The following is a 25980-nucleotide window of genomic DNA, read 5'->3' on the forward strand; positions in this document are numbered from 1 at the left end:
CTTAAGGAACGCCTGATGGAGCTCGGTCTTGTGGGTCTCGGCAAGATGGGCGGCAACATGCGCGAGCGCATCCGCCGTGCCGGCCACACCGTCATCGGATACGACCGCAATCCGGACCTCGCGGACGTCCACAGCCTGAACGAACTGGTGGACAAGCTCAAGGGCCCCCGCGTCGTGTGGGTGATGGTCCCCGCGGGCGGCGCCACCCAGGCGACCATCGACGAGTTGGCCGAGCTGCTGTCCCCCGGAGACGTCGTGGTGGACGGCGGGAACTCCCGCTGGACCGACGACGAGAAGCACGCGGTCGAGCTGGGCATCAAGGGCATCGGCTTCCTCGACTGCGGTGTCTCCGGCGGCGTCTGGGGCCTCGACAACGGGTACGCGCTGATGTACGGCGGCGACGCGGAGCACGTGGCGAAGGTCGAGCCGATCTTCGACGCGCTCAAGCCCGAGGGGAACTTCGGCTCCGTCCACGCCGGCAAGGTCGGTGCGGGCCACTTCGCCAAGATGGTCCACAACGGCATCGAGTACGCCATGATGCAGGCGTACGCCGAGGGCTGGGAGCTGCTGGAGAAGGTCGACTCCGTCACCGATGTCCGCGAGGTCTTCCGCTCCTGGCAGGAGGGCACGGTCATCCGCTCCTGGCTGCTGGACCTGGCGGTCAACGCGCTGGACCAGGACGAGCACCTGGACCAGCTGCGGGGGTACGCGGAGGACTCGGGCGAGGGCCGGTGGACGGTCGAGGCGGCCATCAACCACGCGGTGCCGCTGCCCGCGATCACCGCGTCCCTGTTCGCGCGGTTCGCGTCGCGCCAGGAGGACTCGCCGCAGATGAAGATGGTCTCGGCGCTGCGCAACCAGTTCGGCGGCCATGCCGTCGAGTCGGCCGACGACAAGAAGTGACACCGGGGGAGGTCCGCGCACAGTCATGCACGTGACGCATCTGTCGCTGGCCGATTTCCGGTCGTACGCCCGGGTCGAGGTGCCCCTCGACCCGGGCGTCACCGCGTTCGTGGGGGCGAACGGGCAGGGCAAGACGAATCTGGTCGAGGCGGTCGGCTATCTGGCGACGCTCGGCAGCCACCGGGTGTCGTCGGACGCGCCGCTGGTCCGGATGGGCGCCGAGCGCGCGGTGATCCGGGCGGCCGTCACGCAGGGCACGCGCTCGCAGCTCGTCGAGCTGGAGCTGAACCCCGGGCGGGCCAATCGGGCCCGTATCAACCGGTCGTCGCAGGTCAAGCCGCGTGATGTGGTCGGGATCGTACGGACGGTGCTGTTCGCGCCGGAGGATCTGGCGCTGGTGAAGGGCGATCCGGGCGAGCGCCGCCGGTTCCTGGACGAGCTGATCACCGCGCGCTCGCCGCGGATGGCGGGGGTGCGGTCGGACTACGACCGGGTGCTCCGTCAGCGGAATACGCTCCTGAAGTCCGCGGCGATGGCCAGGCGGCACGGTGGGCGTGGCATGGACCTGTCCACGCTGGACGTGTGGGACCAGCATCTGGCGCGCGCCGGGGCGGAGCTGCTGGCGCAGCGGGTCGATCTGATCGGGACGCTGCAGCCACTGGCGGACAAGGCGTACGAGCAGCTGGCGCCGGGCGGTGGTCCGGTGGCGCTGGAGTACCGTTCCTCCGCCGGTGGCCCGGGCGGTGACGAGGCCGGCGGTGCGCCGGGCGGCGGTGGGTCTGGTGAGCCGGGCGCGGGGTCCTCGCGCGACGAGCTGTACGCGCATCTGCTGGCGGCGCTGGCGGAGGTGCGCAAGCAGGAGATCGAGCGGGGCGTGACGCTGGTCGGGCCGCACCGGGACGATCTGGTGCTGAAGCTGGGCCGGCTCCCGGCGAAGGGGTACGCGAGCCACGGCGAGTCCTGGTCGTACGCCCTGGCGCTGCGGTTGGCCTCGTACGACCTGCTGCGGGCCGAGGGCAATGAGCCGGTGCTGGTGCTGGACGACGTCTTCGCCGAGTTGGACGCGCGGCGCCGGGAGCGGCTGGCGGAGCTGGTGGCTCCGGGGGAGCAGGTACTGGTGACGGCCGCGGTGGACGACGATGTGCCGGGTGTGCTGGCCGGGGCGCGGTTCGCGGTGGCCGAGGGTGCGGTGGAGCGGGTATGAGTCTGCCTGGAATGCCGGGGATCCCGGGAACGCCGGGGTCCGAGGGCGGGTCCGGAGCCGGTCCGTCCGCGTCCGCGCCGGCGTCCGTGCCGGAGGCGTCCGGGGTGGATCTGGCCCGGGTCGCGCTGCGCGCGGCGAAGGAGCAGGCCCGCGCCCGGGGCACCGCCGTACAGCAGCGGAAGCAGGCCAGGCGGGGCGGCGGGCTGCGGTCGGGGGCCCGGGCCGACGGGCGCGATCCGCTGCCGCTGGGTGCGGCGATCAACCGGCTGATCACGGAGCGGGGCTGGGAGACGCCGGCCGCCGTGGGCGGGGTGATGGGCCGCTGGCCGCAGATTGTCGGCGAGGACCTGGCGAAGCACTGTGTGCCGCAGCGGTACGACGACGCGGAGGACGCGCGGGTGCTGACCGTGCAGTGCGACTCGACGGTGTGGGCGACGCAGCTGCGGCTGCTGGCGCCGCGCCTGGTGGCCCGGCTGAACGAGGATCTGGGGCACGGCACGGTACGGATGATCAAGGTGCTGGGGCCGGGCGGCCCGGCCCAGCGGTACGGACCGCTCCGGGCACCGGGCAGTTCGGGACCCGGGGACACGTACGGCTGAGCCGGGGCCACGCGGCTGGCCCGGGGCCGGGCGCGTGCGCCTGCGCCTGGGCCGAGCGGCTGGGGCCCGGGCCCGGCGCGTGAGCCTGGGGCCGGGTCCGCACGGCTGAGCCCGGGCGCGTGCGCTCGGGGCGTCTGGATCCGATGCCGCTGACACCCTGGCCGGTGGTGGCGTGAGCCTGGGGCCGGGTCCGCACGGTTGAACCCGGGCCTGGACGCGTGAGCATGGGTCCAGGCGCCTGGGCCTGTTGCCCCTGACGGCCCCGGGCGGGTGGCCGTGTACGCCGGGGCCCGCGCGCCCGGACCCGTTACCGCTGACATCCCGGGCAGGTGGCCGCGTACGCGAGGGCCCGCTGCCGCGTACGCCCGAGCCCGAGCCCGGGTCCGTTGCCGCTGCCGCAGCCACCCCGGTATGTGCCCACGTCCGTCCGGGCCCGCTCCCGCGGCGGCCCGGGCAGGTGCCCGCCGAGGACCGGTCCCGTTGCCGCAGCCGCCCGGCTGTGTGCCCGCGTACGCCCGGGCCGGTGGCCGCGTACAACTGGGGGCATGTCCAGGGCGCCCCGCCCGCATGCGCCCTCCGCCCGTGTGCGGCCCGCTGTGCCGCCGCGCGGCCGTCGGCCCCGGTCCGTTCATCCGTTCTCCCGCCGTTCCTCCGCGCTGAGCGGTGACCGTGGGCGGACTCACGAGCCGTCCTCCGTACGGGGACGGCTCGTCCCGTTCCGTCCTGCGCTGAGGGCGCTGTGACCTGGGGAAGCGCCTGGGGAGATTGAGGTGTCCCTCACCGTAGCCGTAGGTTGACAGGTCGAAGCGCTCAATGCCGGTGTGAGCCTCTTGGAGCCCCTTCCTGAATATGGGGAGTCGGAGGCCGCTCGTCCAGGGCGGCACATGCGGACTCAGGTACCGGCAAACCCCCATTCGGGTCGGCGCTACCGGTAGACTGATGGAAAATCCCGCGTGCTTGCGGGGAACCGTCAACAGATGCTGACACAAGCCGAACGACGCAGCCGACCCCGCTTGCTCGGAGAAACGGCCTGTGCTGTGCCAGAAAGGGCGCTTCGTGGCCGATTCCGGCAACCCCAATGAGAAGATCCCGTCCGCCGTGGCCGGTGAGAACGGTGAGGTGACCGCCTCGTACGACGCCAGTGCCATCACCGTTCTCGAAGGCCTGGACGCGGTTCGCAAGCGGCCCGGCATGTACATCGGCTCGACCGGTGAGCGCGGGCTCCACCACCTCGTGCAGGAGGTCGTCGACAACTCCGTCGACGAGGCGATGGCGGGCCACGCGGACACCATCGACGTCACGATCCTCGCCGACGGCGGGGTCCGGGTGATCGACAACGGCCGTGGTATCCCGGTGGGCATCGTTCCGTCCGAGAACAAGCCGGCCGTCGAGGTCGTCATGACGGTGCTGCACGCGGGCGGCAAGTTCGGCGGCGGCGGGTACGCCGTCTCCGGCGGTCTGCACGGCGTGGGCGTCTCCGTCGTCAACGCGCTCTCGACGAAGGTCTCGGTCGAGGTCAGGACCGACGGCCACCGCTGGACGCAGGACTACAAGCTCGGCGTGCCGACGGCGCCCCTCGCCCGTAACGAGGAGACGTCCGAAACCGGTACGACGGTGACGTTCTGGGCGGACCCGGACGTCTTCGAGACGACGGACTACTCCTTCGAGACGCTGTCGCGGCGCTTCCAGGAGATGGCCTTCCTGAACAAGGGCCTGACCCTGACCCTGACGGACGAGCGCGAGTCGGCGAAGGCCGTCGTGGGCGCGGACGTCGCGGGTACGGACGCGGTGGAGAGCAAGGACGAGGAGCCGCCGGCCCGTACGGTGACGTACTTCTACGAGGGCGGCATCGTCGACTTCGTGAAGTACCTCAACTCGCGCAAGGGCGAGCTGATCCATCCGACGGTCATCGACATCGAGGCCGAGGACAAGGAGCGGCTGCTCTCGGTCGAGATCGCGATGCAGTGGAACGCCCAGTACAGCGAGGGTGTGTACTCCTTCGCCAACACGATCCACACGCATGAGGGCGGTACGCACGAGGAGGGCTTCCGCGCGGCGATGACCGGGCTGGTCAACCGCTACGCGCGCGAGAAGAAGTTCCTGCGGGAGAAGGACGACAACCTCGCGGGCGAGGACATCCGCGAGGGTCTGACCGCGATCATCTCGGTGAAGCTGGGCGAGCCGCAGTTCGAGGGCCAGACGAAGACGAAGCTGGGCAACACGGAGGCGAAGACCTTCGTCCAGAAGATCGTGCACGAGCATCTGACGGACTGGTTCGACCGCAATCCGAACGAGGCCGCGGACATCATCCGCAAGTCGATCCAGGCCGCCACGGCCCGGGTCGCGGCCCGTAAGGCGCGGGACCTGACCCGTCGTAAGGGGCTGCTGGAGAGCGCGTCCCTGCCGGGCAAGCTGAGCGACTGCCAGTCGAACGACCCGTCGAAGTGCGAGATCTTCATCGTCGAGGGTGACTCCGCCGGCGGTTCGGCGAAGTCGGGCCGTAACCCGATGTACCAGGCGATCCTGCCGATCCGCGGCAAGATCCTGAACGTCGAGAAGGCGCGGATCGACAAGATCCTCCAGAACACCGAGGTGCAGGCGCTGATCTCGGCGTTCGGCACCGGGGTGCACGAGGACTTCGACATCGAGAAGCTCCGCTATCACAAGATCATTCTCATGGCGGACGCCGACGTCGACGGGCAGCACATCAACACGCTGCTGCTGACGTTCCTGTTCCGCTTCATGCGTCCCCTGGTCGAGGCCGGGCACGTCTACCTCTCCCGCCCGCCGCTCTACAAGATCAAGTGGGGCCGGGACGACTTCGAGTACGCCTACTCCGACCGGGAGCGCGACGCGCTGGTCGAGCTGGGCAAGCAGAACGGGAAGCGGATCAAGGAGGACTCGATCCAGCGCTTCAAGGGGCTGGGCGAGATGAACGCCGAAGAGCTGCGCATCACCACGATGGACATCGACCACCGGGTCCTCGGCCGGGTCACGCTGGACGACGCCGCCCAGGCCGACGATCTGTTCTCGGTGCTGATGGGCGAGGACGTCGAGGCGCGGCGGTCCTTCATCCAGCGCAACGCCAAGGACGTCCGCTTCCTCGACATCTAGTCGGTCACTGCTGACGGATTCGACAAGGCCGAAAGGAACACTGACCAGCGATGGCCGACGAGAACACCCCCCAGACCCCCGCTCCGGACGACTCCGGGAACTCCGGCGCCCCTGGTACCCCCGGTACCCCTGTGGCTCAGGAGATCGCCGAGGCCGCCGTGGCGGTCGAGGGGCTGGCGATGCGCGTAGAGCCCGTCGGGCTCGAAACGGAGATGCAGCGCTCGTACCTCGACTACGCGATGTCCGTCATCGTGTCGCGCGCGCTGCCGGACGTACGGGACGGTCTCAAGCCCGTGCACCGCCGGGTGCTGTACGCGATGTACGACGGCGGGTACCGGCCCGAGAAGGGCTTCTACAAGTGCGCCCGCGTCGTCGGTGACGTGATGGGTACGTACCACCCGCACGGCGACTCCTCGATCTACGACGCGCTGGTCCGCCTCGCGCAGCCGTGGTCGATGCGGATGCCGCTGGTGGACTCCAACGGCAACTTCGGCTCGCCGGGCAACGACCCGGCCGCCGCCATGCGGTACACCGAGTGCAAGCTGATGCCGCTGTCGATGGAGATGCTCCGGGACATCGACGAGGAGACCGTCGACTTCACGGACAACTACGACGGCCGCAACCAGGAGCCGACGGTCCTGCCGGCCCGGTTCCCGAACCTCCTGATCAACGGCTCGGCGGGGATCGCCGTCGGGATGGCCACCAACATCCCGCCGCACAACCTGCGGGAGGTCGCGGCCGGCGCGATGTGGGCGCTGGAGCACCCGGACGCCTCGCACGAGGAACTGCTGGACGCGCTGATCGAGCGGATCAAGGGCCCCGACTTTCCCTCGGGGGCACTGGTGGTGGGCCGGAAGGGCATCGAGGAGGCGTACCGTACGGGCCGCGGCTCGATCACGATGCGCGCGGTGGTCGAGGTCGAGGAGATCCAGAACCGCCAGTGCCTGGTGGTCACGGAGCTGCCGTACCAGACCAACCCGGACAACCTCGCCCAGAAGATCGCCGACCTGGTCAAGGACGGCAAGATCGGCGGCATCGCGGATGTCCGCGACGAGACGTCCTCCCGTACGGGACAGCGCCTGGTCGTCGTCCTGAAGCGGGACGCGGTCGCCAAGGTCGTGCTGAACAACCTCTACAAGCACACCGACCTGCAGTCCAACTTCAGCGCGAACATGCTGGCGCTGGTGGACGGGGTGCCGCGCACGCTGTCGCTGGACGCGTTCATCCGGCACTGGGTGGCGCACCAGATCGAGGTCATCGTCCGGCGTACGCGCTTCCGGCTGCGCAAGGCGGAGGAGCGGGCGCACATCCTGCGCGGTCTGCTGAAGGCGCTCGACGCGATCGACGAGGTCATCGCGCTGATCCGGCGCAGCGACACGGTGGAGATCGCGCGTGGGGGCCTGATGGGGCTGCTCACGATCGACGAGATCCAGGCGAACGCGATCCTGGAGATGCAGCTCCGCCGGCTGGCGGCCCTGGAGCGGCAGAAGATCGTCGCGGAGCACGACGAGCTCCAGGCGAAGATCAACGAGTACAACGCGATCCTGGCGTCGCCGGAGAAGCAGCGCGCCATCGTCCGTGAGGAACTGGCCGTTCTCGTCGACAAGTTCGGCGACGACCGGCGTTCCAAGCTGGTCCCCTTCGACGGTGACATGTCCATGGAGGACTTGATCGCCGAGGAGGACATCGTCGTCACCATCACGCGGGGCGGCTATGTGAAGCGTACGAAGACGGACGACTACCGCTCGCAGAAGCGCGGCGGCAAGGGCGTCCGCGGGACGAAGCTCAAGGAAGACGACATCGTCGACCACTTCTTCGTCTCCACGACCCACCACTGGCTGCTGTTCTTCACGAACAAGGGCCGGGTCTACCGGGCGAAGGCGTACGAGCTGCCGGACGCGGGCCGGGACGCCCGGGGGCAGCATGTGGCCAATCTGCTCGCCTTCCAGCCGGACGAGCAGATCGCCGAGATCCTCGCGATCCGGGACTACGAGGCCGTGCCGTATCTCGTTCTCGCAACAAAGGCGGGGCTGGTCAAGAAGACGCCGCTCAAGGATTACGACTCTCCGCGGTCGGGCGGTGTCATCGCGATCAACCTGCGGGAGACCGACACGGGCGCGGACGACGAGCTGATCGGCGCCGAACTGGTGTCGGCGGAGGACGATCTGCTGCTCATCAGCAGGAAGGCGCAGTCGATCCGGTTCACGGCGACGGACGACGCGCTGCGGCCGATGGGCCGTGCCACGTCCGGGGTCAAGGGGATGAGTTTCCGCGAGGGCGACGAGCTCCTCTCGATGAATGTCGTCCGGCCCGGTACTTTCGTCTTCACTGCCACGGACGGCGGATACGCGAAGCGGACCGCCGTCGATGAGTACCGCGTCCAGGGCCGTGGCGGCCTCGGCATCAAGGCCGCCAAGATCGTGGAGGACCGCGGGTCGCTCGTCGGTGCGTTGGTGGTCGAGGAGACTGATGAGATCCTGGCCATCACCCTCGGCGGTGGTGTGATTCGCACGCGAGTCAACGAAGTCAGGGAGACGGGCCGTGACACCATGGGCGTCCAACTGATCAACCTGGGCAAGCGTGATGCCGTCGTGGGTATCGCGCGCAACGCCGAGGCTGGCCGTGAGGCCGAAGAGGTCGACGGGAGCGATGACCCGGCGGCCGAAGAGTCCGGTACGGCCGAGGTCGCCGGGGGCAGCAAGCCTCCGGCCGGGGAGCACGAGGAGTAAGCGTGAGCGGAGCCACGGGCGCCGGATCTGCCGCTTCCGGAGCGAACGGTGCCCGTGGCTCTGCCACGGACTCCCAAGGGAGTGCGGTGACCGATACCAGGGGGAACAAACCCCCGTACGACACCTATGGCGCTGGGCAGCCGCAGCCGGCCGCTCAGCCGTACCACCCGCCGCAGGCGTATCCCTCTCCGGGCGGCGGAGCCACTCAAGCCGGACAGGGACCCATGCCGACGGCACACCAGGGTCAACAGGGAGCTTCCGTGACATCTGCCCCTTCCGCCACCGGGTCCACCCGGAGCACCGGTGCCGCCGGTGCCGCCGGATCCGCCGCGCCGCCGCCGGCGGCGGGCTCGGCCGCCGCCTCCGCCACGGCGGCGGTGCGTCTGCCGAGGACGGGCGCGCGGACCACGCCCCGGACGCGCAAGGCGCGGCTGCGGGTCTCCAAGGCCGACCCGTGGTCGGTGATGAAGGTCAGCTTCCTGCTCTCCATCGCGCTCGGTATCTGCACGATCGTGGCGGCGGCGGTGCTGTGGATGGTCATGGACGCGATGGGCGTCTTCGCGACCGTCGGCGGGACGATCAGCGAGGCCACGGGGTCCAACGAGAGCAACGGGTTCGACCTCCAGTCGTTCCTGTCGCTGCCGCGGGTGCTCGTCTTCACCTCCGTCATCGCCGTGATCGACGTGGTGCTGGCGACGGCTCTGGCCACGCTCGGGGCCTTCATCTACAACCTTTCCGCGGGCTTCGTGGGCGGCGTCGAGCTGACGCTCGCCGAGGACGAGTGAGGTCCGGGTCATCGATTTTGGGGCTGGCCCTGAAGTGCGCTAATCTTCAGGGGCAGCGCGGGGCTATAGCTCAGTTGGTTAGAGCGCATCCCTGATAAGGATGAGGCCACAGGTTCAAATCCTGTTAGCCCCACCGCGAATGTCGGCCCGTACGGAGATTTCCGTACGGGCCGATTGCATGATGCCGTTCTTTTTCGCACTGTCCTGCTGAGCGACCGTTCTTTTACTGTCGGTGTCCGCCCCTGACGAAGGCGGCAGTTGAGGTGTGGACAGGTCACCGATCGATATCGATCGGTGTGTATAGTCGGGCGCCAGAAGTCCCCTACGTCAAGGAAAGACGAGGTCGCGCGGTGAAGAAGCTTCTCTTGGTCGCACTGGCCGCCATCGGCGGGCTCCTCGTGTACCGCCAGATCCAGGCGGACCGCGCCGAGCAGGATCTGTGGACGGAGGCGACCGACTCCGTGCCCGCAGGTTCGGGTGTGTGAGACGCAGCAGTCCTGATGCGAGCCCCGGTCGCCGAGCGGCCGGGGCTTCGTGCTGCCCGGGCGCCGCCGGGCCCCTGGACGCCGCCGGGCCGTTCCGGCGGGCCGTTCCGCCGGGCGGTGGAGGGACAGCGGGCAGACACGGGCGCGGCTGCCGGGGCAGGATGGGACCTCGCAGGCGGAACGTGGGCACAGGCAGGGGGAGAAGCGCGTGAACGGGCAGCGCAGCAGGGGCCGGGTGGCGTCGGCCGCGACGTCGGTGATGTGCCTGGCGGCGGCCATGGGCGCGGTGGTGGCGCTGCCGGGGCAGGCGTGGGCGGCCGGCGGGCCGGCTCCGTACGCCTTCGAGCCCGGCGGGCGGCCGATCGCCGGCGCGACGACCACGAGCGAGGCGAAGACGCTCGACACGGGCGCGGTCTACCGTGACGCGATCGAGCCGGGCGAGAAGCGCTTCTACCGGCTGGAGCTGACGAAGAACACGAGCGACTACGTCTCGGCGGTCGCGGTGCCCGAGTCCGGCACGAAGGTCGCCTACGGGGACCAGATCGAGGTCTCCCTCCAGAACCGCGAAGGCACCGACTGCAGTTCGAACAGCTCGAATTTCGGTGCGCAGGGCGTGTACGCCCGGCCGATCGCCGCCTACGCCCACCGCGTGATCGAGGAGGGACGGTCCACCTGCCAGGAGTCGGGGACGTACTACGTCGTCGTCGAGCGCACCAGTGACAGCGAATCCTCCCCCGCGCCGTGGGAGCTGGAGATCCGGCACGTCACCGAACCCGGGCTCAAGGAGACCGGACCGACCGAGGCTCCCTCCCAGTGGCCGAGCGCCTCCCCCGAGCCGGTCGCGGGAACCGTGCGCGAGCGGGCGGGCGGCAGCGGTTTCGCCGACGCCAAGGGGCTGGAAACGGGCGAGTGGACGACGCGGATCGAGCCGGGGGAGTCGCTCTTCTACCGCGTACCCGTCGACTGGGGGCAGCAGCTCTTCGCCAGCGCGGACCTCGGCAGCTCGGACGGAGAGAAGTTCGTGGGCGGCGCGTTCTCCGTGTCGCTGTACAACCCGGCGCGCGGGTTCGTGGACGGCAGCAACGCGGTCTCGTACGACGGCAAGCAGAAGACGACGGCCCTCGATCCGCTGCCGCCGGTGGCCTACGAGAACCGCTTCGGCAGCCGCTCCGGCGACCAGGACATGCGGTTCGCGGGCTGGTACTACCTACGGGTGGACCTCAGCCCGGAGATGGCCGCGGCGTACGGGAGGAAGCCGTACGGGCTGACGCTGCGGGTCAACGTCAAGGGCACGCCGAAGGCCGGACCCGGGTACGACGGGCCCGCGGGCCTGTTCGCCGTGACCGACGACGACCGGGACGCGGCCGCGTCCGGGCAGGGCGTCGAGGACGCGGCGAGGAGCGACACGATGGCGCTCGTCGCGGCGGGCGGGATCGGCACGGGCACGGTGCTGGTGCTCGGCCTCGGGGTGTGGACGCTGCTCGCGCGGCGCGGGGGCGACGGAGACCGGGGCGGGGCCGCACCGGCGCGGTGAGGGCCGCGTCGGCGCGTGAGGCCGTACGCGACGGCTCCGCGCGTCAGACGACCTGGGTCAGCGCCCAGAAGCCGACGGCGAAACAGGCCAGCGCCAGCAGCAGGACCGGGACCGTCACCTTCGTGGGCGGTCCCGGGCGCCTGCGGGGCGCGTGGTGGGCGACGGTACGGGGCGCCTGCGGGGTCTCGGCGGTGTACGGGCGCGTGAGGCTGTGGTCCTGCCGTACGGCCGAGGTCGGCGCCTGCGACTGGGCCAGCTCGGCCGGCGAGGGGTACGGCTGGGGCTGGGGCTGTGCGTACGGCTGCGGGAGGGGCCCTGCCTGGGGCTGTGGCCGGGGCTCCTGGTGACGGGCCGGCGGTGGGGGGAGATGGAAGCTGCCGGTCTCCGACATGGAGGTGGGGGGCGGAGGCGTGGGCGTGGGCGTGTGCGGGGACGCGGCGGACGGCTCGGCGGGCGGTTCCGGTGTCGCGAGCGGGGCCGGGACAGGCGTCGGCGCGGGTGTCGGCTCGGGCTGTGGGGACTGCTGCGGCTGCGGTTCGGGTTCCGGCTCCTTCACGGGGCCGGAGGGACCGAACCCGGGCGGCAGCGGACCGATCTGGTCGAAGATCTCGACCGGCTCCTCGTCCTCCCCGGCCTCGGGCAGCAGATCCACGGCCGTCGTCAGCGCCTTGCGCGCGCCCGTGGCCGTACGGAACCTGGCGTGCGGGTCCGGCTGTACGAGCCCGGCCAGAACCTGCCACAGCGGCTCCGGGATGCCCTGCGGCGCGCCCGGGGTGCCATGTGCCTCGAAGTGCTCGACGAGCGCCTTGGCGTCGGGTTTCTGACCCTGCAGCAGGTAGAGCGCGACCAGGCCGACCGCGAAGAGATCGGCGGGGAAGTCGGGCTCCGCGCCCATCAGCTGCTCGGGCGCGAAGTAACCGGGTGTCCCCACCACGTAGTTGGTCTCCGTCAGCCGTGGCTCCCCCTTGCGCATGGAGATGCCGAAGTCGGACAGGCGCAGGTGCGGCCGCGCCGTTCCGGTGGCGTCGAGCAGGATGTTGGCCGGTTTGATGTCGCGGTGCACGACCCCCTCCGCGTGCACCGCGGCCAGACCGGCGAGGAGCTGATCGAGCAGGGTGCAGACGAAGCGGGGCGGCAGCGGGCCGTAGTCGCCGATGACATGCGCCAGCGACCCGCCGGTCACCAGGTCCATGGTGAACAGCACCTTGTCGTCGTCCGCCGCCCAGCTCGCCGGGGCGAGGACATGCGGATGATCGATCCTGAGCGCCTGCTCGCGGACGAACCGCAGCAGGGTGTGCGCGTCGCTCTGCTGGAGGACCTTCGCGGCCACGTAACGGCGGCGCCGGTGGTCCCAGGCGCGCCAGACGGCGCCCACACCGCCGCGGCCGATCGGGTCGATCAGCTCGTACCGCCCCGCGAAGACCTCACCCATGGTGCCGCGCTCGCTCCCCGTCGTCGTGTCCGGCGGACTTCCGCCCTTGCCCCTGCCCGTGGCCGGTACCGCGTCAGCTCTGGTGCGCCTCGTAGTGGGCGACCGCGTCCGCGGTGCGCCCGGCACCGTAGACCCGGAGGAACTCTGCCAGTTCGGGCTGGGTCGGGGCGAGGGAGTCCGCCGCGTCTATGATGTCGCCGGCCGCGGCGACCGACCGCAGCAGGGACTGGATCTCCCGCACGACCCGGCGCACGGTGGGCGCGCCCGAGCTGTTCGTGGTCTGGCTGGTCCCGGTCAGGACGGAGCCCCCCTGGGACTTCTTGATCTCCTCCATCCGGTCCGTGGCCTCCCCGGCGCTGACGCTGCCGTCCGCCACCTGACCCGCCAGATCCTGCAGCGCCTGCACCCGCTGGACCACCGCGGGGTTGCCGATCTTCGCGCGCTGGCCGCTCATCAACTGCGAGAGCATCGGGGCGGACAGCCCCAGCACGGCCGCGAGCCGCGCCTGGTTCAGGCCCAGGTCATCGATGAGGCGACGGAAGAGCGCCCCCAATGGCTCCCCGTACCAGCTTCTCTGGAGCTCTCTGGCTCTGGCAGTCGATTCCTGCTGTGCGGCATCCATACGCGTCTCCCCATCGCTTCCCCAATGCGGCAGCTTCACTGCTGCGAACCTCGTGGGGCATCTTACGGAGCGTGGTCGCGGACGGGGAGCCCCAATCGTTTTGCGGGATCACCTGGTGCACCCGCTATTCTGGTGCGCGGTGAGGGGAGTGCCGGTCTCTGCTGGTCGGCGTACCCACTCGTCACGGGGCCTTAGCTCAGTTGGTAGAGCGCTGTCTTTGCATGGCAGATGTCAGGGGTTCGACTCCCCTAGGCTCCACAGCGTTGGAGGCCCCTGACCTGCGGAAGCGTAGGTCAGGGGGCCTCTCTGTGTTCATAACGTCAGCACCGTGTCAGCACCGGTCTGATTTGCGGTGCCTTCCATGGCGTACAGCAAGAAACGGGACAAGCGCGACGGAACGGCGAGCTTCACCGTCATGTGGAGGGCCGGCGGAGCCCGTGGTGGCAAGCAGGAGTCCGAGGTCTTCGAGGACGAGACGGCCGCCGAGCGCTTCCGTGACCTGGTGAACGGGCACGGTCAGCAGTGGCCACCCGGGTGGGTACGGGGGCAGGGGTTCGTAGCCGAACTCCGCAGGCCGGGCACGATGTTCGAGCCTTCGCCCTGGCCCACATCGACCGGCTTACCGGCATTCAGGGTGATAGTCCCGCCGGACGGTTGTCATCAGGTGGAGCCTGTGGGAGAGGCTTCAGCGCCGGGCCAAGGGGCTCAAGCAGAACGATCTTCTTTACACCGGTCCCGAAGGCAGACGATGAGATGCAGGAACGTTTCGCCGCCTTCGATGGCTGCCCGCCATCGAACTTGCTGCGGAGAAATACGGACTCATCAAGCGACCCAGGATCCACGACCTCCGGCACTCACACGCGTCGTGGCTGATCGCCGCGAAGGTGCCGCTGCCCGCCATCCAGGCCAGGCTGGGGCACGAGTCCATCACGACCACCGTGGACCGGTACGGACACCTCCCGGACGCCCTGGACGATGAGGTCATGGCCGCTGTCGAAGTCGAGTTACGACAACGCCCTCGCCGAGAGCTTCTGGCAGGGGCTGAAGAGAGAGACGCTGCACCAGAGGTGTTTCACGACGATCAGCCAGGCCAGGCTGGAAATCTTCCAGTGGCTGACGTACTACAACGGGCGAAGGCGCCACAGCTCGCTCGGCTACCTCTCACCCGTCGAGTTCGAACAGCAGCACCAAACAGAACGTAGACTCACACTCGCGGCATGAACCCCTGTGTCCACACTCCGGGGGGCACCTCAGCATGGAGCCGCCCCCGGTTTGGGTACCAGTCTTCGGCTGCCTCAACGGGCTTCGGAATCCAACCCGAAGCGCCGGATGATGTCCGGGTGGGTGGAAGCGGCAACATGATCGGCAAGGGGCCAGACGCCTCGCTGATGTCCGAGATCCTCGTAGTGCAGCGGCTGGTCCAGATCGAACCCCTATGGCGAGGCGTCTGTGACAGCGGTCAGGATCCGTTCGTCGGGCCCGGGGCCCAGCCCGTGCAAGATCACCGTACGGCCGAGATGGCTCGGCAGCACCACCGTCCAGAGGTCTGCGAATTCCCAGCGGCGGCCGACAACGGTCTCCGTGTCCCGATCATGGAGCTGCCACTCTTCGGTCGGCCAACTGCTGATCTGTGCAGCTTCCTCTTCAGCCACGCCATAGAGCGGGCGGCGGAGCCGCTCACGATCGGCCTCGGTGGCCAGGGGAAGAAGAACCCCGTCAGGACTTGGAGCTGGGCCGACCGGGAATGTGACTGAGAATGGACTTGGAGAAACCCCCATCGACGCAGACATCTTGGCCGGTGACATATCCTGCCAGCGGGCTGACAAGAAACTCGATCACGTTCGCGATATCCATCGGGTCGCCAATTTTCGACAACGGGATGATTTTTTCCCTTGCCTTCTTGACTTCGGGATCGAGGTACATTTGTTCAGTCATCTGCGTGCGAGTCATTCCCGGGGATACCACGTTCACGCGGATTCCGTCAGGTGCCCATTCCAGTGCGAGTGTCTGAGCCAACAGCGTGAGCGCAGCCTTGGTCGGACTGTATGCACCTGATCCGGCATGTGGGAGCTGGCCGGACATTGAAGAGGTGAAACAGGCGGACCCGCGGCTATCCTTCAGGTGCGGGTAACTTGCTTTGGCAAGTAGCCACGCCCCGCGGAGGTTGACGGAGAACATGCCGTCCCAGTCCTCGAGGGAGAGATCCTTGAGTGCGCCAGGGTTGGCGATTCCGGCATTTGCCACCAGCGCATCCAAGCCGCCGAACTCGTCGACCACAGCGGTTACCAGCTGACCAGGTACGTCGGGATCACCCAGGTCTCCTGTCAATGCAATGGCTTTGCCGCCCATCGACTGGATCGATCGGACGACCTCGTCTTGTCGCGCGTTCGCAGTAAGGCCGGATACTGCGATCATCGGCTGTTCGCCACGGGCAAGCGCTGCCTCTGCGAGCCTCAGGCTTGCAGCCGCGCCGATGCCGCTGCTTCCGCCACTGACCAGAGCTCTCATCGCACACTCTCCTTGTATATTTCCAGCGGGCATACTCAGCAGGTCACACAAGTCGTGACAGCTTTCTGATGCGTTTCGAAGCACTTCGACTCACACCGGTGATCGAGAAATGTCACCTTACTGTTCGATGAGCCTCGGAGTCGCTCTGAACACCGATGCGCTGAAATCACTCTCCGAGATTCCAACCCTCTTCACTGAGGTCACGCATCGCCTTCGCGAATTCTTCAAGGGTGTTCTCTTCGCGGATGACTTCGAGCACGACGTTGTCTACCCCAATTGTTTCTTGGACTGCTTTACCCAGCCCGTTCCAATCGATCACCCCAGTGCCGATGGGGTCGTGGCCCCACGTTTCAGTACCCGTATCGGAGATATGCATGAGTGCAACCGATCCGTGGTGTGAGCGCAGACTCGATACGGGATCCTCCCCGATGTAAGCAGCGTTCGCGACGTCGTACACGATTTTTAGTGCATCATCATTGACCGTGTCGACGATATCTGCCAGTTCCCCGATCGTCGGAGCAAAGCAGTAGGGGGTGTTCTCGAAGAGGAGTCGTTTTCCCGCCCGCTTGGCCAGCGGGATCAGCTCTTCCAGGCTTTCGTGCATCCACCCGTGGACATTCTCGAGTGAGGGGGAGATCATGGGGCGCCGTGTGCCGGGTGAGATCACAATTTCCGGGACATCCCAAGCTACCGCAAGATCGATCACCGACGTGATGTGCTCGATGCTCTTCCGGCGCATGCTGGCACCAGGACTGGCCAGATTGATGTCGTATCCGCCGGCGTTAAGGGATCGGATCTTGGCGCCGTTCTCGTTGAGCGTCGCCAGGATTCGCGAATGCTCGGAGCTGGAGATCTCTTCCGGCCAGCAATGTGGAGAGCTGATGGGAACCTCGAAGGTAATGTACCCATTCTGGACCAGCTCAGATATCGCATCGATGGCCGTTGCCGACCAAAGATATGAAAAAGTGTTGATGATCATATGAATTTCCGTTCAATCTTTGAGGTGCCCCCATCGCGCGCTCGGGAGCAGGGGCGGCTACGACCGGGAGTCCTCGAACCGTTCAGGGGCTGAACTGGCAGCAGTGGACGAGTTCTCGCTCATGACGACGGCGATGGTGTCGGTCGCGGAAACGATCTCCCGCGGGGCGCGGCTGCCGGTCTCCGGGAGCGTGAAGTAGACGACGAGGCACAGGGCGACGATGACGATCATGTAGATCGCCACGTACATGGGCCGTCCGGCGCCGACGAACGCGGCTGCGATGAGGGGTGCGGTGCCGCCGAAGAGGGCGATGACGATCTGATGGGCGAATCCGATTCCGGAGACGCGGACCGAGGCGGGGAACAGCTCAGCCTGGATGGTGGGGTAGACGCCTTGCCAGATTCCGAGGACTACCCATCCGGAGGCGGCGACGATGACGTAGACACCGAAGCCGGGCGCCTGCAGGAGGAGAAGGAGCGGATAGAACAGGACGATCATTCCGATGGCGCCGATGATGGGGAAGATCTTCCGGCGACCGAGACGGTCGGAGAGGTAGCCGCTGGCAGGAACGACGACAACCAGCAGGGCTAGGCCGATCGCGCTGCCGGTAAGGGCGGAGGACAGGTCTCGGCCCGAGGTGAGGTTGGCGTAGGTGGGCAGGAACGTCGCCCAGGTGTAGTAGGCCACGGCGGGAGCGGAAAGGGCAGCAGTCTGCAGGAGCGCCTTGGGGTGCTCGCGGAGCAGCTGGAGGAGCTTCGCGGGTGCGGACTTCTGCTCGACGAGCGTGCTGGCTTCGAACTCCGGAGACTCGTCCGAGCGGGCGCGGAGGATGAGTCCAGCGACGCCGATCACACCACCGATGATGAAAGGGATCCTCCATCCGTAAGACGCCAAGGCGTCGGCGGCGAAAAGAGAGGTGACGGTGGCTGCGGCGCCCGTTGCGGCGAGGGTTGCCAGCCCGCTGGCCATGTTGGTGAAGGACCCGAAAAAACCGCGCCGGTTGGCTGGAGCGTGTTCCACCATGTACGCGATGGCGCTCTGCCCCTCGACGCCGGCGGAGATGCCCTGGAGGATGCGGGCGACGACGAACAGGATCGGCGCGAAGTAGCCGATGGTCGCGTACGAGGGTGTAAGCCCGATGATCAACGCGCCGAGAGCCATCCCCGAGACCGCGAGAGACAGGACGCGTCGGCGCCCGTACCGGTCGGCAAGCGGCGAGATGACGATGCCGCTCAGAGGCCGCACGATGAACCCGATGGCGTAAGTGAGGAACGCGGCGATGAGGGACGCGAACTGGGAGCCCGAGGGGAAGATCTGCGCGGAGAAGACAGAGGCGAGAAGACCGTATATATACCAGTCGTACCACTCGACAAAGTGCCCGACGGTTCCGGCGAGCAGGTTACGGGCCTGCCCCTTGCGCGGGGCAGGATCTGCGCTGTCGAGGGTGGACGCGCTGGGCGCGCAACGTGAGGGCGTCATTGCATTCTCCATTGCATTTGGCCGCGAGTGAGCATCCCAACGCCCCGGGCCGAGGGTCGCTGAACTTGTTGAAGGGGTGTCTGCCTGTCTAGGCGGAGAGTTCCTCGTCGGCGACGAGGTAGGCATAGCTCGGCCAGCTCCGGGAGATGTCAGCCGCAGCCGCGAGCAGGGGCGGCGACAGCTCGGCCATGCGTGCTCGGGTCATCCGCACGGAGGGGCCCGCGATGCTGATCGTCCCGGTGGCCTCCCGGCCCGGTCCGGCTCCGTGGATGGCGGCCGCCACGGCACTGATACCGAGGTCCATCTCCTCAATCGTCGTGGCGTATCCGCGGTGACGAACCTCGTCGAGCTCGACCTGGAGAGCGGACCGATCGAGGGTGGATCTGGGGGTGACGTCGAGACGGCTCTCGTTCGCCAGCACGGTCGCGACTCGGTCCGGAGAAAGAGTGGCGAGCCACGCCTTCCCGGATGCAGTGGCGTGGGGGACCGCGTCCTGGCCCATGACGGGGTCGATGCGGAGGGACGAGTTCGCACCCTGGGCTTTGGCGATCCACTTCAAGGAGTCGTTGGTGGCTACCGCCAGGCGAACGAGCTCTTCACACTCCGCCGCGAGCGAGTCCAGGCTTCGCTGAGCCCACGTTTCCACTGCTGACGAGGACAGCTGGCGGAGCCCCAGGGCGCCGAGGCTGTGAGTGGCGAAGTAGCTGGAGGTGCGGGGATCCTGATTCACATAGCCCGCATCGACCAGGGCGGCGAGGAGGCGATGAGCGATGGCCTTGTTGACGCCCAGGCGCTCGGCGATCTCCGTGACGCGTCGGCCTTCGGGATGCGGCGCCAGCAGTTCGAGCACACGCATCGCATTTGTGACGTCATCGGCTAGTGCCATGTCCTCGTCTCCTCGCCATCGTGGATCCGCGTCCGCGTCTGTAACGCTGTTACGAAAAATCACACGCGTCCGCCTGGCTGTCAAGCCCTCCTGGTCGTCAGACCCCGGGAACGCAGCGGTCAGATCTGCTGCACCAGCTCACGCAGACGCGTGAACGCCGACTCGTCATCGTTCACGACGACGTCGTGCTCGCCGGTATTCCAGCGGCACTCGAGTGCACCGAATCGCTCCCAGTAGACGTCCCATCCGGCGAGCTTGACCCGGTCCCGCTCGCTGCCGCGCTCGATCAATCGTTGCCGCACGACCTCGGGCGAGGTGCGCACGTGGATCACCCGGATGCGAGCGGCGGGCCAGCCTGCACTCTCGGTCGAGCGACGCAGGAAGTCGGGGTCTCCGAGGTACGCCACGAACGGTGCATCGAGGACGACGGAGTGGCCGAGTTCCAGATTCCGGCCGGCGGTCGCGAAGAGCGTCTCGTACTCGGCCGGCATGACCCTCCGCAGGTACAGCTCGTTCGATTCCCGATCGGAGGGATCCTGTCCGAACGCCTCGAGAGCCACTCGCACGAGGGGCCCGGCGAGCGTGTCCTTGTCGAGATACGCCGCGCCCGTGAGGGAGCTGAGGTGTCTCGACAGGGTCGACTTACCCGACCCTGCCCCACCGAGCGTGATGTAGGCAACGGGCAGGGCCTGGACGTCGGTTGTCATCGCTTCACTCGCGCGATCGCGGCCACGAACTCCTTCGCCGCCGCGGTGACCTTGCCCATGTCGCCGTCGGGGCGACCGGCCTTGGTGATGGCGCTGCCCACTCCGACCGCCGCGACGCCTGCGGCGAACCAGTCGCCGACATTGGTGGTGGTTACGCCACCCGCCGGAAGGATCGGGACGTGCGCGAGCGGCGCCAGGACCGCCTTGGCGTAAGGGATGCCGCCGGCTTCGGTGGGGAAGAGCTTGACGATGTCCGAGCCGGCCTCGGCCGTATCGAGGATCTCGGTCGGCGTGTAGGCGCCACTGATGGTGACGACCTGGTAGCGGTTGGCGACGCGGATCATCTCGGGGTTGAGGTTCGGGCTGACGAGGAACTGCGCGCCGGCCTGAATGCTCGACCAGGCGGCGTGCCCGTCGAGGACGGTGCCCGCGCCGAAGACGACATCTTCACCGGCGAAGCGCTCGGTCAGACGCTCGATCACGGTGAGGGCGCCGGGGATCGACAGGGTGATCTCGAGGGCGCGGATGCCGCCGGCGACGGCTGCCGAGGCGACCTCGAACGCCTCCTCGGCGGTGTCGAGGCGGACGATGAGGATGTTGCCGGAATCGCGGATGGTCTCTATGACGTGGAGTTTCTGGAACATGACCCCGATGGGTACACCACTTTGGCGCGCTTCGCGAGCCGCGATCCCGATGCGTTGACGAATCGCGGCGAGGTATTGCACCCTGGGCTGCAATCGATCTCAGCAATCGTTCTCATTCGGGGGCGACTGATGCGCCGGGATCCTCATCGAGACGAAGGAGTCCACGGCGGTGGATCATTCCTCTTCGGCTCCTCGGCCCTCGGCCGTGGTGCTGGGTGCGTCCCACTGGCACGCGCCGCTGTACTGTGCCGGGCTCGCTCGACACTTCCGCGTGACGGCGGTGCAGGACCCCGACCCCGCGGTCTCCCGGGCATTCGCCGAGCCTTTGGGCGCACCCGTCGCGGCGAGCGTCGACGAGGCTCTGGACCAGGACGGCATCGAGGTGGCGTTCGTGTTCTGCCCGCACCACGAGATGCTCGCGGTCGGCCGAGAGCTCATCGACCGCGGCATCCCGTTCGTGATCGAGAAGCCAGCCGGTGCGAGCCTCGACGACCTTCGGACGATCGAGGAGGAGGCGCGCTTGGCCGCCGTGCCGACGACCGTGCCGCTCGTCCAGCGCGGCGCCCCGATCGACACTTGGCTGCGACAAGCCGGCGACATTGTCTACGAACGGATGGCGTTCGTCGCCGGTCCGCCCTCGCGGTACCGGCGCAACGGCAACCCGTGGATGCTCGAACCCGCCCTCTCCGGCGGCGGCAGCCTGATGAACCTCGGCCCGCACTTCGTCGACCTGGCGATTCGCCACCTCGGACACCCCGTCGACGTCGTCCAGAAGCTCTCCACCACGCTGCACGGCGAGGCGGTCGACGATCACTCCACGATGGTCCTGACCACCGCCACGGGCCGCGAGGCAATCGTCGAGGTCGGCTACGCGTTCCCCCCCTCGCCGCTGAAGCGGTACTGCAGCTTCACCGCGGCCGGGACCAACGGGTTCGCCACCGTCGACACCAACGGCGACGCGACATTCACCGACCAATCCGGCGTCACCAAGAGCGCCGTCCTCGAAGTCGACAGCGACCCGCTGTACGACGTCTTCGTCACCGGCGTCGCCGACACGCTCACGACCGGGTTCGCGGGCCTGCCGACGCTCGCCGAGCTTGTGACCACTATGGAGCTCATCTGGTCGCCGCACCTGGAGAGGACGGCACGTCGTGGCTGAGGTGAGCATCGACGACGTCGCCGAAGCGGCCGGCGTGCACCGCTCGACCGTGTCGCGCGCGTTCTCGAAACCGGACGCCGTGCGCGCGGCGACCCGGGAACACGTGCTGCGTGTCGCAGCGGAGCTCGGGTACTCGATGAACCCCCTCGCGCAGGCTCTCCGCCGCGGCTCAAGCAACCTCATCCCGCTGATCGTTCCGGACCTGACCAACCCGTTCTTCGCCGAGCTGGCGCGCACGACCGCCGCCGCCGCCGAAGCACGCGGCTACCAGCTGATGCTCTGCATCACCGACGGCGACACCGGGCAGACCGCCGACTACGTGAGCGCGATGCACTCCATGTACTCCCCCTTCGGCATCGTCGCCCCCTCGACCCGGGTCAACCTCGAGGCGCTCCGCCGGTACGCGTTTCAGAACCGGGTCGTCGTCATCGACCGGGTCGAAGACGACCCGGCCGTGCCCACCGTCACTGTCGACAGCGCCCGGGGCGTCGACCTCGCCTTCGACCACCTCCTTGGTCTCGGCCACTCGAACATCGCCTACGCCCCGGGGATCGTCGGCACGTACACCGCCCAGGATCGCTGGGACGCCTACCACCACGCCGCCGAGCGTCACGCCATCCCGCCCGTCGTCCTGGAGGCGGCGCCCGGCGCCGAACCGGGGCCGGGGATCTTGGACCACTGGATGCGGGAACCGATCCGCCCGACAGCGGTGATCGCCTCCAACGACCTCATCGCATTCGCCATGATCTCCGAGCTCGGCTCGCGCGGACTGTCCGTGCCCGCCGACCTGTCGGTGATCGGCTTCGACGGCCTCGACCTCGGCGCCCAGTTCAACCCCCGGTTGACCAGCGTCCGACAACCAATCACCGACCTCGGACGGATCGCCATCGAACTCGGCGAGGGCCTCATCGCCGGCGGCCCACCCGAACACGTCGTGCTCGAGCCATCGCTTCTCATCCGCTCCTCCACCCAGGAACACCGCTCATGAATCCGAACCCCGGTCGCCTTCCCGGTCTCCAATATGTGGACCACATGGCCTTCACCGTCCCCGACCTCGACGACGCCACCCGCCTGTTCACCGTCCTCCTCGGCGCCGAGGAGCTCTATCGCTCCACCCGCGGACCCGATGCCGCGGTCATGCCGGAGCACTTCGGCGTGCCCGCGGACGCACACCTGGAGCTGCGCATGCTCCGGCTGCCGCCGAACCTGAACGTGGAGCTGTTCCAGTGGTGGAGCGAGGACCGCTCCCCCGTGTTCCCGCGCGCCAGCGATGCGGGCGGGCACCACCTCTGCTTCGTCGTCGACGACGTGGACGACGTCGTCGACGCGGTCGCCGACCTCCGGGGCATCGAGATCCTCGGTGCGCGCAAGGAGGTCGCCGGCGACAGCCCCGCCGTCGCCGGGAACCGGTGGGTGTACGCCCGCACCTCTTGGGGGCTCATCCTCGAGTTCGTCGACCGCTCGCGGGTCGTCGATCCCCCGCGTCTCGTCGGGCCCCACGACTGGCACACCCACTCGACCTCGAAGACCTCGAAGACCTCGGAGACACCCTCGTGAAGATCGCCGGCCACACCCTCGGCACTCCCGACCACACCGTTCCCGAAGCGCTTAAACTCTTCGCCCGAGCCGGCCTGGATGCCGCCGAGGTGATCTACCAGGACGACTACACGAGCGGTCTGCCCATCGGCGGTGCCGCGGCAGCGGCGGAAGCGGCACGCGTCGCCGACGGCGAAGGCATCCCCGTCATCGGGCTCACCCCGTACACGACCGCCATCAACGCGACCGACGAGCGCATACGCGGAACAGCCGTCGACGAACTGCGATCGGCCATCGACATCGCCCACGCGATCGGGGCGAACCGCATCCGCGTCTATTCCGGCGCGTGGCAGCCGGACCGGCAGGACCACGCCGCGCACTGGGCGCAGCTCGTCCGCTCGTTCCAGGAGCTCTCCGGCCCGGCGGCGGACGCAGGCGTCGTGCTCTGCGCCGAGAACCACTTCGGCACCATGACGCAGACCGCGCGCGACACCGCCAAGCTCATCCGCGCGGTCGACTCGCCCGCCGTCCGCGTCCTCTACGACCAGGCGAACCTCACCTTCACCCACGACGAGGACGTCGACGACGCCTTCGCCGTCCAGGGCGATCTCATCGGCCACGTGCACGTCAAGGACCTTGTCTTCAAGGACCCGAACGCCCCGTTCGTCGCATCCGAAACGGCGCGCGTGCACGCCGAGGAACGCGCCGTCATCTCGCGCGTCGTCGGCGACGGCACCCTCGCCTGGTCGCCCATCCTCCGACGCCTCCGCGAGGTCGGCTACGACGACGTGCTCTCGCTCGAATACGAGTACCGGTGGCATCCGCAGGATCTCGACGCCCCCGAGATCGGATTCCGTCGCGGCGCCGAGCACCTCCGTACGCTGCTGCGACAGCTCGATGTCAAGGCGACCGGCCAGAACGCCGAGGTCCGCTCGTGACCGCACTGCGCGTCGGCGTGGTTGGCGCCGGCAACATCGCCAGCATCGCGCAGCTGCCCACCCTCGTTCAGCGCGACGACGTCGAGCTGCGCGCCCTGGTGTCGCGGCGCGAGGACCCGAGCCCGCTGCAGCGTCGGTGGGGGTTCGCGAACGTGTACCGCACGGTCGACGCGATGCTCGACGCCGAAGAGCTCGACGCCGTCTTCGTGCTCACTCCCCGCTCCGAGCACGTCGCGGCCGTCGAGAGCGCCCTCCGCGCTGGCACCGACGTGTTCTGCGAGAAACCCCTCGCCACCTCGACCTCCGACTCGGTCCGTCTCGCGGAGCTCGCCGACAAGCACGGCCGCATCCTGATGGTCGGCCTGAACCGGCGGTTCGCGCCCGTGTACGTCGCTGCGAGGGAAGCGTTCGGTGCGGCCGGAGCGTCGTTCTGCGTCGCGCAGAAGAACCGCGCCGGCTCCGAGTACCGGGCCACGTTCGAGAACGCGATCCACATGGTGGACCTCCTCCGCTGGTTCTGCGGCGGAGACGTCGTCGAGGTCACCAGCGCGGCCGCCGGAACCGACCCCTGGGAGGAGGACGGCACGGCCGCCCTCATCCGGTTCTCGACCGGGAATACGGGCCTGCTGGTCGCGGCCCGAGCCGCCGGAGCGTGGGGTGAGAAGCTCGACGCGTACGGGCAGCTGCGCTCGGCGGAGGTCATCGCCCCCGACACCGTCGCGGTGACGGCGGACGGCGTCCGCACCGTCCGGTCGATGAGCCCGGAGGCATTCGGCTGGGCGACCGCGACCGAGACCTTCGGCTTCGCCGACGCGGTCCGCCACTTCCTCGACCGCGTTCAGGACCGGCAGCAGCCGCTGACCTCCGGATGGGAAGCGGTCAAGACCCAGCAGCTACTCGACAAGATCCTCGCGGCGGCAGGCCTGCCCACCGAGGAGCAGGAGGGACGCACGTGGTCCAGCAAAGCAGTGCACTAGCACCTCTGCCCCAGGTCGCCCTGGTCACCGGCTCCAGCGGCGGCATCGGCGCGGCCGTCGTCGAGGCGCTGCAGGCGCGCGGGGACATCGTCGTCGGGGCCGACCTCGCACCGCTCGGCGGGCAGGACATCACCGGCTTCTCCGAGCTCGACGTCACCGACGAGCAGCAGACCGCCGAAGTGGTACGCCGGACCGTCGCCGAGCACGGCCGCATCGACGTCCTCGTCCACGCCGCGGGGGTGCTCGGCGGCACACCCGATCCGCTGGCGACCACGACCGAGGAGTTCGATCGCACCATGCGCATCAACGCCACGGGCACGTTCACCATCACGCGCGAGGTCGCGAACCTCATGCGGGGCAGCGGCACGAAGGGCACCATTCTGCTGCTGTCGTCGGTCGCGGCCAAGGAAGCGCGGCTCGACTACCTGCCGTACAACGCCAGCAAGATCGCCGTGCTGCACATCATGTGGTCGATGGCGAAGATCCTCGGACCGGACGGGATCTCGGTCAACACAGTCAACCCCGGACCGGTGAACACGCCGATGTGGACACTGCTCGCCGACCAGTCCGGCTCCGCGCAGGCAGCACGCGACGCTCGCGCCGCGCAGCTCCCCATGCGACGCTTCGCCGAACCGGCCGAGGTCGCCAACGCGATTGGCTTCCTCACGGACCGGGCCAACCGGTACATCACCGGCGTCTCTCTCGACGTCGCCGGTGGAGCGCATCTCGGTATGGGGTCCTAGGGACCCCCTTATCGATC

Annotated in this window: 23 protein-coding genes, 2 tRNA genes and 2 pseudogenes; 18 read left to right on the top strand and 9 right to left on the bottom strand. The window is 68.5% G+C overall.

Annotated features, from left to right (window positions below):
• The first annotated feature begins 15 nt into the window (after positions 1 to 15).
• From gnd to AB0P17_RS04705, 9 genes are all read left to right on the top strand, one after another.
• The gene (gene gnd / locus AB0P17_RS04665; protein ID WP_365807551.1) at positions 16 to 903 is read left to right on the top strand and encodes a phosphogluconate dehydrogenase (NAD(+)-dependent, decarboxylating); all 888 of its coding nucleotides are present in this window, start codon (positions 16 to 18) and stop codon (positions 901 to 903) included.
• A 25-nt stretch (positions 904 to 928) separates the two neighbouring features.
• Positions 929 to 2107 carry a DNA replication/repair protein RecF gene (gene recF, locus AB0P17_RS04670; RefSeq protein WP_365807553.1) on the top strand — a complete coding sequence of 393 codons (1179 nt, stop codon included), beginning with the start codon at positions 929 to 931 and terminating at the stop codon, positions 2105 to 2107.
• Between the two features lie 11 nt (positions 2108 to 2118).
• Entirely contained in the window at positions 2119 to 2706 is a 588-nt protein-coding gene (locus tag AB0P17_RS04675; protein WP_365807693.1) for a DciA family protein, read from the top strand.
• Positions 2707 to 3738: 1032 nt separating this feature from the next.
• On the top strand, positions 3739 to 5820 hold the full coding sequence (gene gyrB / locus AB0P17_RS04680) for a DNA topoisomerase (ATP-hydrolyzing) subunit B (RefSeq protein WP_365807554.1): 2082 nt from the start codon (positions 3739 to 3741) through the stop codon (positions 5818 to 5820).
• A gap of 50 nt (positions 5821 to 5870) precedes the next feature.
• Entirely contained in the window at positions 5871 to 8549 is a 2679-nt protein-coding gene (gene gyrA, locus AB0P17_RS04685; RefSeq protein WP_365807555.1) for a DNA gyrase subunit A, read from the top strand.
• Positions 8550 to 8635: 86 nt separating this feature from the next.
• Positions 8636 to 9334 carry a DUF3566 domain-containing protein gene (locus AB0P17_RS04690; protein WP_365807557.1) on the top strand — a complete coding sequence of 233 codons (699 nt, stop codon included), beginning with the start codon at positions 8636 to 8638 and terminating at the stop codon, positions 9332 to 9334.
• A gap of 59 nt (positions 9335 to 9393) precedes the next feature.
• Positions 9394 to 9467: transfer RNA gene (locus AB0P17_RS04695), tRNA-Ile, on the top strand.
• A 217-nt stretch (positions 9468 to 9684) separates the two neighbouring features.
• Positions 9685 to 9819 (top strand): DLW-39 family protein, encoded by a 135-nt coding sequence (locus tag AB0P17_RS04700; protein WP_003958712.1) that lies wholly within the window; start codon positions 9685 to 9687, stop codon positions 9817 to 9819.
• A 208-nt stretch (positions 9820 to 10027) separates the two neighbouring features.
• On the top strand, positions 10028 to 11353 hold the full coding sequence (locus AB0P17_RS04705; RefSeq protein ID WP_365807559.1) for a hypothetical protein: 1326 nt from the start codon (positions 10028 to 10030) through the stop codon (positions 11351 to 11353).
• A 43-nt stretch (positions 11354 to 11396) separates the two neighbouring features.
• Here the strand turns inward: AB0P17_RS04705 and AB0P17_RS04710 are convergent, their stop codons facing one another.
• On the bottom strand, positions 11397 to 12785 hold the full coding sequence (locus AB0P17_RS04710) for a serine/threonine-protein kinase (protein ID WP_365807560.1): 1389 nt from the start codon (positions 12783 to 12785) through the stop codon (positions 11397 to 11399).
• A 73-nt stretch (positions 12786 to 12858) separates the two neighbouring features.
• On the bottom strand, positions 12859 to 13407 hold the full coding sequence (locus AB0P17_RS04715) for a DNA-binding protein (protein ID WP_329822797.1): 549 nt from the start codon (positions 13405 to 13407) through the stop codon (positions 12859 to 12861).
• 185 nt (positions 13408 to 13592) lie between these two features.
• Between AB0P17_RS04715 and AB0P17_RS04720 the strand changes: the two genes are divergently transcribed.
• The 3 genes and pseudogenes from AB0P17_RS04720 to AB0P17_RS04730 form a co-directional block, all read left to right on the top strand.
• Positions 13593 to 13665, top strand: a tRNA-Ala gene (locus AB0P17_RS04720).
• A 578-nt stretch (positions 13666 to 14243) separates the two neighbouring features.
• A pseudogene (locus tag AB0P17_RS04725) lies at positions 14244 to 14306 on the top strand (hypothetical protein); the annotation flags it as partial.
• A gap of 100 nt (positions 14307 to 14406) precedes the next feature.
• Positions 14407 to 14628 (top strand): annotated as a pseudogene (locus AB0P17_RS04730) (integrase core domain-containing protein); the annotation flags it as partial.
• A 212-nt stretch (positions 14629 to 14840) separates the two neighbouring features.
• Here AB0P17_RS04730 and AB0P17_RS04735 read toward each other — a convergent pair.
• The 7 genes from AB0P17_RS04735 to eda all read right to left on the bottom strand — a co-directional run bounded on the left by AB0P17_RS04735 (position 14841) and on the right by eda (position 20691).
• Positions 14841 to 15059: a hypothetical protein gene (locus AB0P17_RS04735; RefSeq protein WP_365807562.1), complete on the bottom strand. Its 219-nt coding sequence runs from the start codon at positions 15057 to 15059 to the stop codon at positions 14841 to 14843.
• Positions 15060 to 15123: 64 nt separating this feature from the next.
• Positions 15124 to 15915, bottom strand: coding sequence for an SDR family oxidoreductase (locus AB0P17_RS04740; protein WP_365807563.1), 792 nt, complete (start codon positions 15913 to 15915; stop codon positions 15124 to 15126).
• A 166-nt stretch (positions 15916 to 16081) separates the two neighbouring features.
• On the bottom strand, positions 16082 to 16894 hold the full coding sequence (locus AB0P17_RS04745; protein WP_365807564.1) for a sugar phosphate isomerase/epimerase family protein: 813 nt from the start codon (positions 16892 to 16894) through the stop codon (positions 16082 to 16084).
• A gap of 57 nt (positions 16895 to 16951) precedes the next feature.
• Positions 16952 to 18373, bottom strand: coding sequence for an MFS transporter (locus tag AB0P17_RS04750; RefSeq protein ID WP_365807566.1), 1422 nt, complete (start codon positions 18371 to 18373; stop codon positions 16952 to 16954).
• 88 nt (positions 18374 to 18461) lie between these two features.
• Positions 18462 to 19259: an IclR family transcriptional regulator gene (locus AB0P17_RS04755; RefSeq protein ID WP_365807568.1), complete on the bottom strand. Its 798-nt coding sequence runs from the start codon at positions 19257 to 19259 to the stop codon at positions 18462 to 18464.
• 119 nt (positions 19260 to 19378) lie between these two features.
• On the bottom strand, positions 19379 to 19966 hold the full coding sequence (locus tag AB0P17_RS04760) for an AAA family ATPase (protein ID WP_365807569.1): 588 nt from the start codon (positions 19964 to 19966) through the stop codon (positions 19379 to 19381).
• Positions 19963 to 20691 carry a bifunctional 4-hydroxy-2-oxoglutarate aldolase/2-dehydro-3-deoxy-phosphogluconate aldolase gene (gene eda / locus AB0P17_RS04765; protein WP_365807570.1) on the bottom strand — a complete coding sequence of 243 codons (729 nt, stop codon included), beginning with the start codon at positions 20689 to 20691 and terminating at the stop codon, positions 19963 to 19965. The genes AB0P17_RS04760 and eda overlap by 4 nt, the downstream gene beginning before the upstream one ends.
• A 190-nt stretch (positions 20692 to 20881) precedes the next feature.
• Here eda and AB0P17_RS04770 point away from each other — a divergent pair, with 190 nt between their 5' ends.
• From AB0P17_RS04770 to AB0P17_RS04795, 6 genes are read left to right on the top strand one after another with little or no spacing between them, the layout of a single operon-like run.
• Positions 20882 to 21769 (top strand): Gfo/Idh/MocA family oxidoreductase, encoded by an 888-nt coding sequence (locus AB0P17_RS04770; protein ID WP_365807571.1) that lies wholly within the window; start codon positions 20882 to 20884, stop codon positions 21767 to 21769.
• Positions 21762 to 22757 carry a LacI family DNA-binding transcriptional regulator gene (locus tag AB0P17_RS04775; RefSeq protein ID WP_365807573.1) on the top strand — a complete coding sequence of 332 codons (996 nt, stop codon included), beginning with the start codon at positions 21762 to 21764 and terminating at the stop codon, positions 22755 to 22757. Before AB0P17_RS04770 ends, AB0P17_RS04775 begins: the two co-directional genes overlap by 8 nt.
• Complete coding sequence (locus AB0P17_RS04780) at positions 22754 to 23326, top strand: VOC family protein (protein ID WP_365807574.1); 573 nt, start codon at positions 22754 to 22756, stop codon at positions 23324 to 23326. Before AB0P17_RS04775 ends, AB0P17_RS04780 begins: the two co-directional genes overlap by 4 nt.
• Positions 23323 to 24243: a sugar phosphate isomerase/epimerase gene (locus AB0P17_RS04785; RefSeq protein ID WP_365807576.1), complete on the top strand. Its 921-nt coding sequence runs from the start codon at positions 23323 to 23325 to the stop codon at positions 24241 to 24243. The genes AB0P17_RS04780 and AB0P17_RS04785 overlap by 4 nt, the downstream gene beginning before the upstream one ends.
• Positions 24240 to 25220: a Gfo/Idh/MocA family oxidoreductase gene (locus tag AB0P17_RS04790; RefSeq protein WP_365807577.1), complete on the top strand. Its 981-nt coding sequence runs from the start codon at positions 24240 to 24242 to the stop codon at positions 25218 to 25220. Before AB0P17_RS04785 ends, AB0P17_RS04790 begins: the two co-directional genes overlap by 4 nt.
• Complete coding sequence (locus tag AB0P17_RS04795; protein ID WP_365807578.1) at positions 25196 to 25963, top strand: SDR family oxidoreductase; 768 nt, start codon at positions 25196 to 25198, stop codon at positions 25961 to 25963. Before AB0P17_RS04790 ends, AB0P17_RS04795 begins: the two co-directional genes overlap by 25 nt.
• Positions 25964 to 25980: the final 17 nt, after the last annotated feature.

This window comes from Streptomyces sp. NPDC088124 (assembly GCF_040685895.1).
In the GTDB taxonomy this organism is placed as follows: Bacteria; Actinomycetota; Actinomycetes; order Streptomycetales; family Streptomycetaceae; genus Streptomyces.